Source organism: Pseudomonas alcaligenes, assembly GCF_041729615.1.
GTDB classification, from domain to species: Bacteria; Pseudomonadota; Gammaproteobacteria; order Pseudomonadales; family Pseudomonadaceae; genus Aquipseudomonas; species Aquipseudomonas alcaligenes_B.
Genome location: NZ_CP154874.1, coordinates 2,767,162 through 2,783,410, shown reverse-complemented (window position 1 = coordinate 2,783,410; position 16,249 = coordinate 2,767,162). Strand labels below are relative to the sequence as shown.

Below are 16,249 nucleotides of genomic sequence, written 5' to 3'. Positions count from 1 at the left end.
ATGCACGCCCCAGCCAGAAACTTTATCGCCCCCATCGAGAGCCTTCGCGCGCTTGCCGTTGCTCTTGTCGTGCTTTTCCACCTTGAGCTGAACCTATTCGAGGGTGGCTTCATCGGCGTCGACATTTTCTTCGTCATATCAGGCTTTCTGATTACCCGTAACCTTGTCGGCGAGACCCTGGCCGGCAAATTCAGCTTTTACCGCTTTTACACTCGACGAGCAGCCAGACTACTGCCCGCGTTATTCACCGTAACGCTCCTCACCTTGGCCGCCGCCTATCTGATATTGGCTCCGGCGGACCTGGAAAACCTCGGACACAGCTCGATTTATGCCGCCCTGTCCCTGTCGAACATCTTCTTCCTGCTCGACTCCGGCTACTTCGACATCAACTCGCAACTCAAGCCCCTACTGCATACCTGGTCGCTGTCCGTTGAGGAACAGTTCTACCTGCTGTGGCCACTTGTCATCTTCCTCACCGTGCAGCGTCTGGGCAGTGCCAGGCTCAAGCACATGGTGCTGGCCATCGGCGGGCTTTCACTGCTGGCTGCGCTCTACTATGCCAAGCGGCAACCCGAGGCAGTTTTTTTCCTGACGCCCTTCCGCGCCTACCAGTTTGCCTTCGGCGCAATCATTGCCCTTCTCCCCGCCCCGGCCCCGGGCAATTTCCAACGGCTCACCAGCGGTGCCAGCATCCTTGCGCTTCTGCTGCTCACCTATGTGATCAATCACTCCAGCTACTACCTGGTCAGTGCGGTAGCACCCGCAGCCTGCACGGCGCTATTCATCTGGGCCTGCCAGAGCAGCCCGGACAGCAACTCCCTCTTTGCGCGGGTCACCCAGTGGGTGGGCCGCAGGTCCTACTCGGTATATCTGGTGCATTGGCCGCTTATCGTGCTCTGGAAAATCGCCACGGACTACAGCCTGTCCACGGCCGACATAATCGTGCTCCTGACGCTGAGCGTAGCGGCTGGAGCCCTGCTCCATGAAACCGTGGAAAAGAAATTCCGCTTCCATTCTGGCCGCTCGAATCATTTCAAAGCCAACATTCTTGCTGGCACCTTCGCCTCCATGCTGGCCATCTGTTTTGTTGGGGCGCATTACTGGGGTATGGATGGCCTGAAAGGGCGCGTACCACAAGAAATGCAGAACTTCGCACAAGGGTTGGATAAAGAATGGGACTACCGCAAAAAATCTCTCCGAACGGGTCGCTGTAACCTGCCACTAGGCTCACCTGTGGACGGAAGTTTTGATTCGGACTTTTGCTCTAATCCGCCAGACGACAAAGAGGCATACCTGATAATTGGTGACAGCTATGCAGCCGATGCATATTTAGTCTTCAGCAAGGCCTATCCAAACATATACTTCGGACAGCTAACGCTTCCAGGCTGCCCAATTCCCAACCCGACTAAATTCAAAGAGTCAGAAAAATCAGAGTGCACTATTCTCTATAATGAGGCATTCACCAAGCTTGCAAAAAACCCGAATTACAGAGGAGTCATTCTCTCCTCGAACTGGCCATCAGGTGACATTAGCCGCATCAATGACCTACTAAAATTACTTAACAAAGAACTAGACATTTATGTAATAGGGCAGAGAATAAAGTTTAAAAACTCCCTGCCTTCAATTTTAAGCAATTCCACCTCCATTCACTCAGGGATAGAGCTTGCAAGAACCCTGATTCAAGAACAAGAAATAGCCTCAAATAAATACATCCAACAGAATATCAACCAAAGAATTAACTTCATAAATTTCATAAAACTGCAATGCCCAAAAGAATGCGACATACTTGACAACAGCAATAACTTGATTTACGTCGACGACAAGCATCTAACAATTAAAGGCGCGCAATTAATTTCTGCACGAATGAAAGCTCTATTCCCTAATCTTGAAGACATGAAGACACTGACACAATGAGCATTTCACTCAGCGTCATCATGATCGTCAGGAATGACAGGTTGCGTTTCCGCCGAGCACTCGCCAGCGTACTGGCGCAGAAAACCGAGGAACTGGAGATCATCGTGATCGACGGCGGCTCGACCGATGGCACGCTGGACGAGATCGAGGCCCACCGAGATCATCTCCACTACTGGGAGTCGGGCCTCGACAAAGGCATCGCCGATGCCTTCAATCGCGGCATAGCGCAGGCACGCGGCGAGCTGATTGCCACCCTGAACAGCGACGACACCTGGGAGCCCGAGACCCTGCGCCTGGTGCAGGATGCTCGGAGAAAACACCCGGAGGCTTCCGTGCTATGTGGCGCCGTGCGCTATCTGGACCCCGATAGTGGCTACGGCTATACCCGCTACCCCGATCCGGCAGCACTCAAGTACAGGATGTGGGTATTCCATCCCTCCCTGTTCGTCTCACGCGCCGCCTATGCGCGAGTGGGCGGCTACGAGCCGCAGTATTCGCACGCTATGGACTCGGAATGGTGTCACCGGGCGCTGGCCCGTGGCGAGCGCTTCGAAGTCATACCTGCCGTGCTCGCGAACATGTCGCTGGGCGGCCTGAGTGATCGCGATTTTGCGGTCAGCCTGCGGCAATACCGTGACTCGGTCATTCGCAACGGACTGTGTGGGCGATTCGAGGCCTGGATCTACTATGCGTTCTTCCTCACCGTGAAGAAGGCGATGCAGCTTCCCTTGCTCAACCCCATCAAGCGACTGCGCGACCGCCTCATTCATAGAAGCGGCTAGCCCGAGGTCAGCACCTCTAGCGTGCTGCGTGCTGCCTGTTTCCAATCATAGCGGGCGAGCTGTTCGGGAATCCGCGCAACGCACCTGGCGTAGGCATCTTGATCGGTTAGCAAGCGTTCGATACCGGCGCGGATGCTCTCGACTCGCAGCGGATCGACCAGGCAGCCCGCGTCGCCGGCGACTTCCGGCATGGAGCTGCAGTTGGCAGTGACGACCGGCACGCCGAACTGGAAGGCTTCCAGAATCGGCAGGCCGAAGCCCTCATACAGCGAGGGCATCAGCAGCAGCCTGGCTTGCGAGTACAGGTAGCCAAGCTCGTCTGCGCTGACGGCCCCGAGGGCGACCACATCCGCCCGAATGCCCAGCTCCTCGACCCAGCGTTCAAGGTCGACCAGCCAGCCATGCCCACCCGCCAGTACCAGTGGATAGGCCGCTCTCAATGTGGCCGGAAGTTGTGCGTAGGCCTCGAGGATGCGCCGAATATTCTTGCGCGGCTCGGGCGTACCGACGAACAACAGGTACTGCTGCGGCAGGGGGCGAGTAAAGGCTCCCGCCTGCAGGCGGGTCACGCCGCAGGGTATGACCCGGATCTTGTCCCGGGTGGCGGGGAAATAGCGTTCGAGGTCGCTGCGGCTGGACGCGGAGATGGTGATGATGCGCGCGGCCTGGCGCAGCGAATGTGGCATCTGCAGGCGCTCGGACCAGTACTGCAGGCGCTTCATCGTCTCGGGAAAGCGCTTCCAGGTCAGGTCGTGGATCGTCACGACGGTCCGTACGGATGAAGGCATGCACAGCGGCAGGTGATGGCGCGGCGACCAGAACACATCGATGGCGTCACGCCTGAGCTGACGCGGTACGCCAACCTGGTACCAAAAGTGCTCGGCCAGTGTGCCGGACTGCCCGGAGAGGCGCACGGTGACGTTCGGCCGATGCATGAACGGCGCCTCGAAGGCCTGGTCGCAGTAGAGAAACCACTGCACTTCCGGTGCCTCGGTCAGTATGTCCAACAGCTCCCGGGTATACCGACCTATCCCCGACAAGGGCCTGCTCAGCGGCCTGCAATCAACACCTACTTTGAACATCTGCATCTCATCTGCACGGGGAAGGCAAGAGCAGGCCACCAAGCAGCGGCTCCCTTGCAAAGCGCAATTACACCCGACAAGCTGGCTACCTTCAATTTCAATCCGACACAGCAGGCCGTGCATGCGCATTCTGGTAACCGGTGGAGCAGGCTTCATAGGCTCGGCACTCGTCCGCCATATTCTGCGGCAGACCGAGCACAGCGTGCTCAATCTCGACAAGCTCACCTACGCCGGCAACCTGGAATCCCTGGCCTGCATCGAGGACAACCCGCGCTATCAGTTCCTCCAGGCCGATATCGCCGATAGCCAGGCGGTCAGCAGTGCCCTCGCCGCGTTCCAGCCCGATGCCATCATGCACCTGGCCGCCGAATCGCATGTCGATCGCTCCATCGATGGCCCGGCGGCCTTCATCCAGACCAATATCGTCGGCACCTATGCCCTGCTGGAGGCGACCCGCGCCTACTGGTCGGGGCTGCCGGAGGCGCGCAAGCAGAGTTTCCGCTTCCACCACATCTCCACCGACGAGGTATACGGCGACCTGCATGGCATGGACGACCTGTTCACCGAGACCACGCCTTACGCGCCCAGCTCGCCCTATTCGGCCAGCAAGGCGGCTTCCGACCATCTGGTGCGCGCCTGGCAGCGCACCTACGGGTTGCCGGTGCTGCTCACCAATTGCTCGAACAACTACGGCCCCTTCCACTTCCCCGAGAAGCTGATCCCGCTGGTGATCCTCAATGCCCTGGAGGGCAAGCCGCTGCCGGTATATGGCGACGGCCTGCAGGTACGCGACTGGCTGTTCGTCGAGGATCATGCCCGCGCTCTGCTCAAGGTGGTGTCCGAGGGCAAGGTCGGCGAGACCTACAACATTGGCGGTCATAACGAGCAGAAGAACATCGAGGTGGTACGCGCCATCTGCGCACTGCTGGAGGAGCTGGCGCCCGTCAAGCCGGCCGGTCTGGCGCGTTACGAGGACCTGATCACCTTCGTCAAGGATCGTCCCGGCCACGACCAGCGCTACGCCATCGACGCCAGCAAGATCCAGCGCGAGCTCGGCTGGGTACCGCAGGAGACCTTCGCCAGCGGCCTGCGCAAGACGGTGCAGTGGTACCTGGACAACCTCGAATGGTGCCGTCACGTGCAGGACGGTAGCTATCAGCGCGAACGCCTCGGAGCCTCAGCATGAAAGGAATCATCCTCGCCGGCGGGTCCGGCACCCGCCTGCACCCGATCACCCTCGGCGTCTCCAAGCAGCTGCTGCCGATCTATGACAAGCCGATGATCTACTATCCGATCTCGGTGCTGATGCTGGCCGGTATCCGCGACATCCTGATCATCTCCACGCCCCACGACCTGCCACAGTTCGAGAAGATGCTCGGCGATGGTGACCAGTTCGGCGTGCGTTTCAGCTATGCCGAACAACCCTCTCCGGATGGCCTGGCCCAGGCCTTCCTGATCGGCGAGCAGTTCATCGGCAGCGATCCGGTGTGCCTGATCCTCGGCGACAACATCTTCCATGGCCAGCACTTCACCGAAAAACTCTTGCGGGCTGCCGCGGCCACTCATGGAGCCACCATTTTTGGCTACTGGGTGAAGGACCCCGAGCGCTTCGGCGTAGTGGAGTTCGACGTCCAGGGCAAGGCCATCTCCATCGAGGAGAAGCCGGCACAGCCGAAGTCCAGCTATGCGGTCACCGGCCTGTACTTCTATGACAACGACGTGATCGAGATCGCCAAGGCGGTCAAGCCGTCGCCGCGCGGCGAACTGGAGATCACCGACGTCAATAACGCCTACCTGCAGCGCGGTGACCTGCGCGTGGAGCGTTTCGGCCGCGGCTTCGCCTGGCTCGATACCGGCACCCACGACAGCCTGCTGGAGGCCTCGCAGTACGTGCAGACCATCGAGCACCGCCAGGGCCTGAAAGTCGCCTGCCTGGAGGAAATCGCCTACCAGCAGGGCTGGATCGACCGCGACCAGCTGCTCAGCCAGGCCAAGGCCTTCGGCAAGACCGGCTACGGCCAGTATCTCTACCAGTTGGCGGGTGAGCAGGCATGAAGGCCATCGCGACGACCATCCCGGAAGTGCTGATCCTGGAGCCGAAGGTGTTCGGCGACGAGCGCGGTTTCTTCTACGAGAGTTTCAACGCCCGTACTTTTGCCGAAGCCACCGGCCTGCAGCGTGACTTCGTCCAGGACAACCACTCGCGCTCGCAGCGTGGCGTGCTGCGCGGCCTGCATTATCAGGTCGAGCAGGCCCAGGGCAAACTGGTACGTGTCACCCTCGGAGAGGTACTGGACGTGGCGGTGGATATCCGCCGCAGCTCGCCGACCTTCGGCCACTGGGTCGGTGTGCGCCTGTCCGCCGAGAACAAGCGCCAGCTCTGGGTTCCGGAGGGTTTCGCCCATGGTTTCGTGGTACTCAGCGACTATGCCGAGTTCCTCTACAAGACCACCGATTACTATGCGCCGGCCCACGAACGCTGCATCCGCTGGGACGACCCGACACTGGCCATCGACTGGCAGTACGGTGGCGTGCCCCAGCTCTCGGCCAAGGATCAGGCCGGCCTGAGCCTGCAGGAGGCGGAGCTGTTCCCATGAAGATCCTGATCACCGGGCGCCATGGCCAGGTCAGCCGCGAGCTGCAGCTGGCGCTGGGCGGACAGGCCGAACTGCTGGTGCTGGGCCAGGCCGAGCTCGATCTCGGTGACGGCGCCGCCATCCGTAGCGCAGTACGCCGCAGTCGCCCGGATCTGCTGATCAACGCCGCTGCGCATACCGCTGTCGATCAGGCCGAGAGCGAGCCCGAGTCGGCTTTCGCGATCAACGCCACCGCCCCCGGCGTATTGGCCGAAGAGGCTCTGGCGCTGGGCATCCCGCTGATCCACTACTCCACCGACTACGTCTTCGACGGCAGCAAGTCGGCGCCCTATGACGAGGACGACCGCCCCAACCCGCTCGGCGTCTATGGCCGCAGCAAGCTGGCCGGCGAGGAGGCGATCCGCGCGGTCGGCGGCCAGCACCTGATCCTGCGCACCAGCTGGGTCTACTCGCTGCATGGCCGGAATTTCCTGCTGACCATGCAGCGCCTGCTGCAGGAACGCGAGGAGCTGCGCGTGGTGGCCGACCAGATCGGCGCACCGACCTGGGCCGGCAGCATCGCCCGGGCCACCGCCGAGCTGATCCAGCACTGGCGCAACGGGCAAGCCGGCCCCTGGGGCACCTATCACCTGACCGGCCAGGGCGAGACTTCCTGGTTCGGCTTCGCCGAGGCCATCGCCGCGCAGCTGCGCCAGCAGGGCAAGCCCTGCGCCCGCCTTGAGCCTATCGCCTCGAGCGACTACCCGACCCCGGCTCGTCGGCCGCTCAACTCACGCCTGGACTGCACGCGCCTGCAGCAAGCCTGGGACATCCGCCTGCCAGACTGGCACGCCGCCCTGCTGGAGTGCCTGGGCAGCCCGCGCTGAGCGACTTTGTTGCGCTGGGCCACGCCCATCGCAGCCCGCACTTGCCAGGCGGGCGCACCGGTGCAACCCTTGCCGCAGGATCATTCAGGAGCCACCCGATGCGCCTGCTCACCGCCTGCCTGCTTTGCGCCCTGGCCCTGCCCGCCGCGGCGCAGATCTACAAGTACACCGACGCCAACGGCAACACGGTGTTCACCAACCAGCCGCCGGAAGGCCAGGCGGCGGAAACCGTCGAGCTGCCGCCGACCAACACGGTGCAGGCACAGCCCGTCGAGTCCGCTGCGCCGACCGCTGCCCCTGCCGCCAGCGCCCAGCCCTATGGGGTGCTGGCGCTGACCGACCTGCCCAGCGAGGAGGCCCTGCGTGCCAACAACGGCACCTTCAGCGTCGGCGTGCAGATCGACCCGCGCCTGCAGCCCGGGCACAGCCTGCGCCTGCTGCTGGACGGCCAGCCCTACGGCCAGCCGAGCAACGTGCCGCGCCTGCAGCTGGTAAATGTCGACCGCGGCGAACACAGCCTGGCCGTCGAGGTGCTCAGTGGCGGCCAGTCGCTGCAGCGCAGCGCCAGCGTGACCTTCACCGTGCAACGGGTGAACACCAGCAGCCCGGCATTGCGACCACCGCCCCCTACACCCAAGCCGACCCCCTGATCCAGCGCAAGGTTACCCATGCTCCGCTACCTGTCCTGCATGCTGCTCGGCCTTTGCTGTCTCCACGCCAGCGCCGGCGTCTACACCTACATCGACGCCGACGGCAACCGGGTCTTCACCGACCAGCCACCCTCGGGCGAGGCCGAGCGCATCGAACTGGCACCCGGCAACCAGATGCCCTCGTCGCCGGCCGCCCAGGCCAGCCCGGCCAGCGAACCGCCCCTGGCGGCGGAACCCGGCTACGACCTGCTGCGCATCCTGGTACCGGAACCCGACGCGGTGATTCGCGACACCACCGGCAAGCTGATCGTCACCGCCAGCAGCGACCCGACCCTGCACCCCGGCCACCGCTACCGCCTGATCCTCGACGGCCAGCCCTGGGGGGAAGCGGGGCGCAGCCCGGTGTTCCCGCTGCAGAACATCGACCGCGGCACCCACCAGATCTCGGTGGAGATCCTCGACGCCCGCGGGCGCATCGTCGAGCGCACCCCGGCGCAGCCCTTCCACATGAAGCGCATCTCCCTGGCCGAGAAGCGCACCGCCAGCCCGTGCAAGAAGAAGGACTGGGGCGTACGCCCGGAATGCCCCATCGAGGACAAGCCGAAGGACCCGCCGAAGGACATCCCCCTGGTGCCCTTCATCTGATCGCCTTGCCGCACCAATTCGGTGCATAAGCCTGCACCGATTTCTATACTCTCCCTGTTTTGGTTCACCGAGCACCCGGCCGGCTGCGCTGAAAGGCGGCCGGACGGGCCGCATCGGCCACTGCCGCGCGTCTTTTCGGGGCCTTGGTTTGCTTTTTGCATTTTCCCGGTCATTGCCAGGACCCTGCCATGATCAACGACGCGCTGCACCGACTGCTGCTGGACAACCTGACCACCGCGACCATCCTGCTCAACGCCGAGCTGTGCCTAGAGTACATGAACCCGGCCGCCGAGATGCTGCTGGCGGTCAGCGGCCAGCGCAGCCACGGCCAGTTCATCAGCGAGCTGTTCACCGAGTCACCGGAAGCGCTGCACTCGCTGCGCCAGGCGGTAGAGCATGCCCATCCCTTCACCAAGCGCGAGGCCATGCTCACCTCGCTGGCCGGCCAGACCATCACCGTCGACTACGCGGTGACGCCCATCCTCAACCGCGGCCAGACCCTGCTGCTGCTGGAAGTGCACCCGCGCGACCGCCTGCTGCGCATCACCAAGGAAGAGGCGCAGCTGTCCAAGCAGGAGACCACCAAGCTGCTGGTGCGCGGCCTGGCCCACGAGATCAAGAATCCGCTCGGCGGCATTCGCGGCGCCGCCCAGCTGCTGGCCCGCGAACTGCCGGACGAAGGCCTGCGCGACTACACCAACGTGATCATCGAGGAAGCCGACCGCCTGCGTAACCTGGTCGACCGCATGCTCGGCTCGAACAAGCTGCCGAGCCTCGCCATGACCAACATTCACGAAGTGCTGGAGCGGGTCGCCAACCTGATCGAGGCCGAGGCCCAGGGCAGCATCACCCTGGTGCGCGACTACGACCCGAGCATCCCCGACCTGCTGATCGACCGCGAGCAGCTGATCCAGGCCGTGCTCAACATCGTGCGCAACGCCCTGCAGGCACTGTCCGCGCAGAGTGACCTGCGCCTGGGCCGCATCAGCCTGCGCACCCGCACCCTGCGCCAGTTCACCATCGGCCACACCCGCCACCGCCTGGTGGTGAAGATGGAGATCATCGACAACGGCCCGGGCATCCCGCCGGAGCTGCAGGAAACCATCTTCTATCCCATGGTCAGCGGCCGCCCGGACGGCACCGGTCTGGGCCTGGCCATCACCCAGAACATCATCAGCCAGCATCAGGGCCTGATCGAATGCGAGAGCCACCCCGGCCACACCGTGTTCTCGATCTTCCTGCCCCTGGACCAAGGAGCTACACAGCCATGAGCCGCAGTGAAACCGTCTGGATCGTCGACGACGACCGCTCCATCCGCTGGGTCCTGGAGAAGGCCCTGCAGCAGGAGGGCATGACCACCCAGAGTTTCGACAGCGCCGATGGCGTGCTGAGCAAGCTGAGCCGCCAGCAGCCGGACGTGATCATTTCCGACATCCGCATGCCCGGCGCCAGCGGCCTCGACCTGCTGGCGCGGATCCGCGACATGCACCCGCGCCTGCCGGTGATCATCATGACCGCCCATTCCGACCTGGACAGCGCGGTGGCCTCCTACCAGGGCGGTGCCTTCGAGTACCTGCCCAAGCCGTTCGACGTCGACGAGGCGGTGTCGCTGGTCAAGCGCGCCAACCAGCACGCCCAGGAGCAGCAGAGCCTGGAGGCGCCGGCCGCGCTGTCGCGCACCCCGGAGATCATCGGCGAGGCGCCGGCGATGCAGGAGGTGTTCCGCGCCATCGGCCGCCTGTCCCACTCCAACATCACCGTGCTGATCAACGGCGAATCCGGTACCGGCAAGGAGCTGGTCGCCCACGCCCTGCACCGCCACAGCCCGCGCGCGGCCGCGCCGTTCATCGCGCTGAACATGGCGGCCATCCCGAAGGACCTGATGGAGTCGGAACTGTTCGGCCACGAAAAGGGCGCCTTCACCGGCGCCGCCAACCAGCGTCGCGGCCGCTTCGAGCAGGCCGACGGCGGCACCCTGTTCCTCGACGAGATCGGCGATATGCCGGCCGACACCCAGACCCGCCTGCTGCGCGTGCTGGCCGACGGCGAGTTCTACCGGGTCGGCGGCCACACCCCGGTGAAGGTCGACGTGCGCATCATCGCCGCCACCCACCAGAACCTCGAATCCCTGGTACAGGCCGGCAAGTTCCGCGAGGACCTGTTCCACCGCCTCAACGTCATCCGCATCCACATCCCGCGCCTGGCCGACCGCCGCGAGGACATCCCCACCCTGGCCCGCCACTTCCTCGCCCGCGCCGCCCAGGAACTGGCGGTGGAGCCCAAGCTGCTGAAGAGCGAGACCGAGGACTACCTCAAGCACCTGCCCTGGCCGGGCAACGTGCGCCAGCTGGAGAACACCTGCCGCTGGATCACCGTGATGGCCTCCGGTCGCGAGGTGCACATCGACGACCTGCCGCCGGAGCTGCTGACCCAGCCGCAGGAGAACGCCCCGGCCGCCAACTGGGAGCAGGGCCTGCGCCAGTGGGCCGACCAGGCCCTGGCGCGCGGCCAGTCCAGCCTGCTGGACAGCGCCGTGCCGGCCTTCGAGCGGATCATGATCGAGACCGCGCTCAAGCACACCGCCGGCCGCCGCCGCGACGCCGCCGTGCTGCTGGGCTGGGGCCGCAACACCCTGACGCGCAAGATCAAGGAGCTGGGCATGAAGGTCGACGGCGCCGACGATGACGACGGTGACGACTGAGCACCAGCCAAGCTGATCCGGACGGGCCTGCGGGCCCGTTTTTTCATGGCGCGGCAGAAGCGACTGCGCCATCCACAGCAAGCACTGTAGCCCGGATGTAATCCGGGAGCGGAGCTGCCTGTTTCCCGGATTGCATCCGGGCTACGACCGAGCAGCCTGGCTCCACGGGCCCGTTTTCATTGCCGGTTGCGGCGGACTATCCTCTGAGCGAAAGGTCAATAAAATGGTGCCTCGCGCACCACCATCGCCGTCTTCTTCGGCAAACCACCTCATTGCTCGCGGGTAGCCGTTCGCCCCATGCCCTCATCGTTGCAACACACCTGGCGCCAGCTCTGGGCGCGCGAGAAGTTCACCTACGGCGTGCGCGTATTCATCGCCCTGGCCGGCGCCATGGCGCTGTGCTGGTACCTGGACCGCATCGCCTTCGTCATTCCGCTGTTCCTCGGCTGCATCGCCAGCGCCCTGGCCGAGAGCGACGACCACTGGCGCGGCCGCACCCAGGCCCTGCTGGTCACCCTGGTCTGCTTCGCCGCCACCGCCGTGTCGGTGCAGCTGCTGTTCCCCTATCCCTGGCTGTTCGGCAGCGGCCTGGCGCTGGCGGCCTTCGCCATGACCCTGCTCGGCGGCATTGGCGAGCGCTACGCGGCGGTGGCTCAGGCCACCCTGATCCTGGCCATCTACACCGCCATCGGCCTGGAGCACCGCGCCGGCCTGGCCGGCGGCTTCTGGCAGGAGCCACTGCTGCTGATCGCCGGCGCCGCCTGGTACGGCCTGCTCGGCATCCTGTGGAGTGCGCTGTTCAGCCAGCAGCCGGTGCAGCAGGCACTGGCGCGGGTGTTCGAGGAGCTGGGCGCCTACCTGCGCCTGAAGGCCTCGCTGTTCGAACCGGTGCGCAAGCTCGACATCGAGGCCCGCCGCCTGGAGCTGGCGCGGCAGAACGGCCGGGTGGTGACGGCGCTGAACCAGGCCAAGGACATCATCCTCAACCGCATGAGCCGCAAGCGCAGCGGGCAGAAGATCAACCGCTACCTCAAGCTGTACTTCATCGCCCAGGACATCCACGAGCGCGCCAGCTCCTCGCACTACCCCTACAACGCCCTGGCCGAGGCCTTCTTCCACAGCGACGTGATGTTCCGCTGCGGCCGCCTGCTGAGCCAGCAGGGCAAGGCCTGCCAGGCCCTGGGCCGGGCCATCCGCCTGCGCCAGCCGTTCGACTACAACGACAACAGCCAGGCCATGGCCGAGCTGGACGCCTCCATGGCCTACCTGCGCGAGCAGAACAACCCGGCCTGGCGCCGCCTGCTGCGCGCCCTCGGCGCCCTGGCGGGCAACCTGGCCAGCCTGGAGCGCAAGCTGACCAGCGCCAGCAACCCGGATGCCCTGGCCGACGAGCAGGACAGCGCCCTGCTCGATCGCTCGCCGCAGAGCCTGAAGGACGCCTTCGAGCGCCTGCGCCAGCACGTCACCCCGACCAGCCTGGTGTTCCGCCACGCCCTGCGCCTGTCCGTCGCCCTGCTCGCCGGCTATGGCCTGCTGCACTGGATCCACCCGCAGCAGGGCTACTGGATCCTGCTCACCACATTGTTCGTCTGCCGCCCCAGCTACGGCGCCACCCGCCTGCGCCTGGTGCAGCGGGTCAGCGGCACCCTGCTCGGCCTGGTGCTGGGCTGGGCGCTGATCCGCCTGTTCCCCGACCCGCTGCTGCAGTCGCTGTTCGCCGTGGCCGCAGGGGTGGTGTTCTTCACCAACCGGGTCGACCGCTACACCCTGGCCACCACCGCCATGACCCTGGTGGTGGTGCTCTGCTTCAACCAGATCAGCGACGCCTACACCCTGCTCTGGCCGCGCCTGGTGGATACCGTGCTGGGCACGGTGATCGCCGGCCTGGCGGTGTTCCTGATCCTGCCCGACTGGCAGGGCCGCAAGCTCAACCAGGTGCTGGCCAGCACCCTCAGCAGCAACAGCCGCTACCTGCTGCAGATCATGCAGCAGTACGAGTCCGGCGCCCGCGACGACCTGAGTTACCGCCTGGCCCGGCGCAACGCGCACAACGCCGACGCGGCGCTGTCCACCACCCTGGCCAACATGCTGCTGGAGCCCGGCCACTTCAGGAAGGACGCCGAGACCGGCTTCCGCTTCCTGGTGCTGTCGCACACCCTGCTCAGCTACCTCTCGGCCCTCGGCGCGCACCGCGCGAGCCTGGCCGACGACGCCAGCGACGCCCTGCACGAGCGCGCCGTGGCCCATATCAGCCAGAGCCTGGAGGCCATCGCCGCCTGCCTGCGCGACAACCAGCCGGTGGCGGTGTACGACGAGACCGACCAGCGCCTGGCCGAAGAGCTGGAGCAGCTGCCGGAGGAGATGGACGAAGGCCACCGCCTGGTGCAGGTGCAGCTCGGCCTGATCTGCCGCCAACTGGCGCCACTGCGCACCCTGGTGGCGCACCTGCAGAAGCAGGTACCGCAGCCCGGCGAGGCCCAGGCGGCCTGAGTCACCCTCGCCCCCCTAAACGGGCCAGGGGTGACGAATTGCACGGTGCCGCTGTTGCCCCCGCTCCCATTTATGGGAGAGGGCTGGGGAGAGGGTCACCGCACCAGCCGGCGTAGCCCGGATGCAATCCGGGGGCGGGCCTGCCAGTTTCCAGATGGCATCCAAGCCACACGACGACGGCCCTCAGGCTTGGCAACGCTTTCCGCTAGAATGCGCCCCTTCCGCACAGTCCCGAGGTACAGCCCTTGTCCTTCTTCCCGGTCATCATCATCGGCGCCGGCGCCGCCGGCCTGATGTGCGCGGCCAAGGCCGCCGCGCGCGGGCGTGGCGTGCTGCTGCTGGACCACGCCAACAAGCCGGGCAAGAAGATCCTCATGTCCGGCGGCGGGCGCTGCAACTTCACCAACATGTACTGCGAGCCGGCCAACTTCCTCTCGCACAACCCGCACTTCTGCAAGTCGGCCCTGGCCCGCTACAGCCAGTGGGACTTCGTCGAGCTGGTGGTCAAGCACGACGTGCCCTACCACGAGAAGAAACTCGGCCAGCTGTTCTGCGACCGCAAGGCCAGCGACATCCTCAATATGCTGCTGGCCGAGTGCGACGAGCACGGCGTCGACCTGCGCCTGGATACTGCGGTCGAGACCATCGACAAGACCGCGAACGGCTATGCCCTGCGCACCAGCGCCGGCGAGTTCAGCTGCGAGTCGCTGGTGATCGCCACCGGCGGCCTGTCCATCCCCACCCTCGGCGCCACGGGCTTCGGCTACCAGGTGGCCAGGCAGTTCGGCCATACCCTGCTGCCGACCCACGCCGGCCTGGTGCCCTTCACCATCACCGAGCCACAGCTCAAGGCGCTGTGCACCGAGCTGTCCGGCACCTCGGTGGAGGACTGCGTGGTCAGCTGCAACGGGGTCAGCTTCAAGGAGAACATCCTGTTCACCCACAGGGGGTTGAGCGGCCCGGCGATCCTGCAGATCTCCTCGTACTGGCAGCCGGGCGATGCCATCAGCATCAACCTGCTGCCGCACATCGACCTGCCCGAATGGCTGGCGGCACAGCAGCGCGAACGGTCGAACAGCGAGCTGAAGACCCTGCTGGCCGAGCTGTTCACCAAGAAGATGGCCGGCCTGCTGGCCGAGCAGTGGTTCGTCAGCAAGCCGCTCAAGCAGTACACGCCGGCGGAGCTGGAGGCAGTGGCGCAGAAACTGGCCGAGTGGACCCTGGTGCCGGCCGGCACCGAGGGCTACCGCACCGCCGAGGTGACCCTGGGCGGCATCGACACCCGCGAGGTGTCGTCGAAGACCATGGAATCGCAGAAGTCGCCGGGCCTGTACTTCATCGGCGAGGTGCTGGACGTCACCGGCCACCTGGGCGGCTTCAACTTCCAGTGGGCCTGGGCCTCGGCGCATGCCGCCGCGCAGTTTGTCTAGCACCGCGCAGGAGTGATACCCGCGTTGACCGCTGCCCGGGTCTTACCCACCCTACGATAGACAGACACGGGCGCCGCAGAACTCGCGCCTACAGGGACGCCTACGGCCTGGGCAGTACGTAGCCCGGATGCAATCCGGGGGCGGTGCTACCTGTATTCCCGGATTGCATCCGGGCTACGCCGTCGGCAGCAGCTCGATAAAGCGCCGCATCAGCTCGTGCATGTCGCCCGGCCAGCGCCCGGAGACATAGTTGCCGTCGCGCACCACCCAGGCCGGGCGGCTGTCGTCGGGCGTGTCGCGGTGCAGGCCGCTGGTCTTGCGCCAGAAGTCGGGGGCGTCGCGCGGCACATCGAGAAAATCCGCCGGGCTGGCCAGCAGTCGGCCCACCTCGCCCTGCACGCTCATGTAGCCGGCCGGCTCGCCCCGCGCCTCGGAATAGGTGCGGTAGTAGTCGCCGTCCCACCAGCGGCCGTAGAAGCGGGTCAGGTCCCAGGCGGTCTTCTCCATCTTCCAGGTCAGGCCGGTGGTCTTGCGCCCGTGCAGCACCGAGCGGCCGTCCGCGCCCTGGCTGCGCGCCGCCAGCAGCACGCCGTGGCAGACCGCCGCCACCGGCTTGTCGGCGGCAAAGAAAGCCGCGACCAGGGCCTGCAGGCTTTTGCTCTCCAGGTACTCGCGCATGCCGCGGGCCCAGTGCCCGCCGGGCAGCATCAGGCCGGCGAAGTCCTCGACGCGCAAGCCCTCGTGGCGCAGCGGCTGCCGGTAGTCCGGGTCCTCCAGCATCTCGGCGCAGGCCGCACGCGCCGCGCCGTTGGCGCGCAGCAGCAGGCCGAGCAGCCGGAGCCGGCGCAGGCCGGGGACCAGGCCCCAGGCATCCAGGCCCTCGCCGCTGAGCATCTGCGGGTCCGGCTCCGCCGGCTGGCCGTCCGGAGTGGCGAAGCACACCCGGTAGCCGGCCCGGCGCAGCTGGCGCCAGGCCAGGGCGGCCTCGCTGGGATCGAAATCGCGGCGCGGCAGGGGGATCAGGATGCAGGGTGCGGACATGGCGGGCTCTCGTGGCGGTAGCGGTGCAGCACGACCTTAGCAGGCCAGGCG

At 65.3% G+C, this 16,249-nt stretch carries 14 protein-coding genes; 12 read left to right on the top strand and 2 right to left on the bottom strand.

Going from position 1 to position 16,249, the window contains the following annotated elements:
* On the top strand, positions 1 to 1,914 hold the full coding sequence (locus AAG092_RS13540) for an acyltransferase family protein (RefSeq protein ID WP_373387082.1): 1,914 nt from the start codon (positions 1 to 3) through the stop codon (positions 1,912 to 1,914).
* Positions 1,911 to 2,696: a glycosyltransferase family 2 protein gene (locus tag AAG092_RS13535; protein WP_373387081.1), complete on the top strand. Its 786-nt coding sequence runs from the start codon at positions 1,911 to 1,913 to the stop codon at positions 2,694 to 2,696. The genes AAG092_RS13540 and AAG092_RS13535 overlap by 4 nt, the downstream gene beginning before the upstream one ends.
* Here AAG092_RS13535 and AAG092_RS13530 read toward each other — a convergent pair.
* On the bottom strand, positions 2,693 to 3,778 hold the full coding sequence (locus tag AAG092_RS13530) for a glycosyltransferase family 4 protein (protein WP_373387080.1): 1,086 nt from the start codon (positions 3,776 to 3,778) through the stop codon (positions 2,693 to 2,695). The two genes, AAG092_RS13535 and AAG092_RS13530, sit on opposite strands and share 4 nt — an antisense overlap.
* Before the next feature lie 121 nt (positions 3,779 to 3,899).
* On the opposite strand from AAG092_RS13530, the gene rfbB reads away from it, so the two are divergent.
* The 10 genes from rfbB (at position 3,900) to AAG092_RS13480 (ending at position 15,157) form a co-directional block, all read left to right on the top strand.
* The gene (rfbB, locus tag AAG092_RS13525) at positions 3,900 to 4,964 is read left to right on the top strand and encodes a dTDP-glucose 4,6-dehydratase (protein ID WP_373387079.1); all 1,065 of its coding nucleotides are present in this window, start codon (positions 3,900 to 3,902) and stop codon (positions 4,962 to 4,964) included.
* Positions 4,961 to 5,833, top strand: a complete 873-nt coding sequence (gene rfbA / locus AAG092_RS13520; protein WP_373387078.1) for a glucose-1-phosphate thymidylyltransferase RfbA — start codon at positions 4,961 to 4,963, stop codon at positions 5,831 to 5,833. Before rfbB ends, rfbA begins: the two co-directional genes overlap by 4 nt.
* Positions 5,830 to 6,375, top strand: coding sequence for a dTDP-4-dehydrorhamnose 3,5-epimerase (rfbC, locus tag AAG092_RS13515; protein ID WP_373387077.1), 546 nt, complete (start codon positions 5,830 to 5,832; stop codon positions 6,373 to 6,375). The genes rfbA and rfbC overlap by 4 nt, the downstream gene beginning before the upstream one ends.
* The gene (gene rfbD, locus AAG092_RS13510; protein ID WP_373387076.1) at positions 6,372 to 7,241 is read left to right on the top strand and encodes a dTDP-4-dehydrorhamnose reductase; all 870 of its coding nucleotides are present in this window, start codon (positions 6,372 to 6,374) and stop codon (positions 7,239 to 7,241) included. The genes rfbC and rfbD overlap by 4 nt, the downstream gene beginning before the upstream one ends.
* A gap of 98 nt (positions 7,242 to 7,339) precedes the next feature.
* On the top strand, positions 7,340 to 7,891 hold the full coding sequence (locus AAG092_RS13505) for a DUF4124 domain-containing protein (protein ID WP_373387075.1): 552 nt from the start codon (positions 7,340 to 7,342) through the stop codon (positions 7,889 to 7,891).
* An 18-nt stretch (positions 7,892 to 7,909) separates the two neighbouring features.
* On the top strand, positions 7,910 to 8,536 hold the full coding sequence (locus tag AAG092_RS13500) for a DUF4124 domain-containing protein (protein ID WP_373387074.1): 627 nt from the start codon (positions 7,910 to 7,912) through the stop codon (positions 8,534 to 8,536).
* 188 nt (positions 8,537 to 8,724) lie between these two features.
* Positions 8,725 to 9,807, top strand: a complete 1,083-nt coding sequence (gene glnL, locus AAG092_RS13495; protein WP_110682936.1) for a nitrogen regulation protein NR(II) — start codon at positions 8,725 to 8,727, stop codon at positions 9,805 to 9,807.
* Positions 9,804 to 11,237, top strand: coding sequence for a nitrogen regulation protein NR(I) (gene ntrC / locus AAG092_RS13490; RefSeq protein ID WP_373387073.1), 1,434 nt, complete (start codon positions 9,804 to 9,806; stop codon positions 11,235 to 11,237). Before glnL ends, ntrC begins: the two co-directional genes overlap by 4 nt.
* 297 nt (positions 11,238 to 11,534) lie before the next feature.
* Positions 11,535 to 13,727 (top strand): YccS family putative transporter, encoded by a 2,193-nt coding sequence (gene yccS / locus AAG092_RS13485; protein WP_373387072.1) that lies wholly within the window; start codon positions 11,535 to 11,537, stop codon positions 13,725 to 13,727.
* Positions 13,728 to 13,972: 245 nt separating this feature from the next.
* Entirely contained in the window at positions 13,973 to 15,157 is a 1,185-nt protein-coding gene (locus tag AAG092_RS13480; protein ID WP_373387071.1) for an NAD(P)/FAD-dependent oxidoreductase, read from the top strand.
* A gap of 174 nt (positions 15,158 to 15,331) precedes the next feature.
* Here the strand turns inward: AAG092_RS13480 and AAG092_RS13475 are convergent, their stop codons facing one another.
* Positions 15,332 to 16,198: a type 1 glutamine amidotransferase domain-containing protein gene (locus AAG092_RS13475; RefSeq protein ID WP_373387070.1), complete on the bottom strand. Its 867-nt coding sequence runs from the start codon at positions 16,196 to 16,198 to the stop codon at positions 15,332 to 15,334.
* Positions 16,199 to 16,249: the final 51 nt, after the last annotated feature.

Excerpts from the sequence above, each read along its gene's own strand:
- AAG092_RS13505 (WP_373387075.1), top strand. The coding sequence starts at position 7,340 with ATGCGCCTGCTCACCGCCTGCCTGCTTTGCGCCCTGGCCCTGCCCGCC.
- ntrC (WP_373387073.1), top strand. The coding sequence starts at position 9,804 with ATGAGCCGCAGTGAAACCGTCTGGATCGTCGACGACGACCGCTCCATC.
- glnL (WP_110682936.1), top strand. The coding sequence starts at position 8,725 with ATGATCAACGACGCGCTGCACCGACTGCTGCTGGACAACCTGACCACC.
- rfbC (WP_373387077.1), top strand. The coding sequence starts at position 5,830 with ATGAAGGCCATCGCGACGACCATCCCGGAAGTGCTGATCCTGGAGCCG.
- AAG092_RS13535 (WP_373387081.1), top strand. The coding sequence starts at position 1,911 with ATGAGCATTTCACTCAGCGTCATCATGATCGTCAGGAATGACAGGTTG.
- AAG092_RS13540 (WP_373387082.1), top strand. The coding sequence starts at position 1 with ATGCACGCCCCAGCCAGAAACTTTATCGCCCCCATCGAGAGCCTTCGC.
- AAG092_RS13475 (WP_373387070.1), bottom strand. The coding sequence starts at position 16,198 with ATGTCCGCACCCTGCATCCTGATCCCCCTGCCGCGCCGCGATTTCGAT.
- AAG092_RS13530 (WP_373387080.1), bottom strand. The coding sequence starts at position 3,778 with ATGTTCAAAGTAGGTGTTGATTGCAGGCCGCTGAGCAGGCCCTTGTCG.
- yccS (WP_373387072.1), top strand. The coding sequence starts at position 11,535 with ATGCCCTCATCGTTGCAACACACCTGGCGCCAGCTCTGGGCGCGCGAG.
- AAG092_RS13500 (WP_373387074.1), top strand. The coding sequence starts at position 7,910 with ATGCTCCGCTACCTGTCCTGCATGCTGCTCGGCCTTTGCTGTCTCCAC.
- rfbB (WP_373387079.1), top strand. The coding sequence starts at position 3,900 with ATGCGCATTCTGGTAACCGGTGGAGCAGGCTTCATAGGCTCGGCACTC.
- rfbA (WP_373387078.1), top strand. The coding sequence starts at position 4,961 with ATGAAAGGAATCATCCTCGCCGGCGGGTCCGGCACCCGCCTGCACCCG.
- rfbD (WP_373387076.1), top strand. The coding sequence starts at position 6,372 with ATGAAGATCCTGATCACCGGGCGCCATGGCCAGGTCAGCCGCGAGCTG.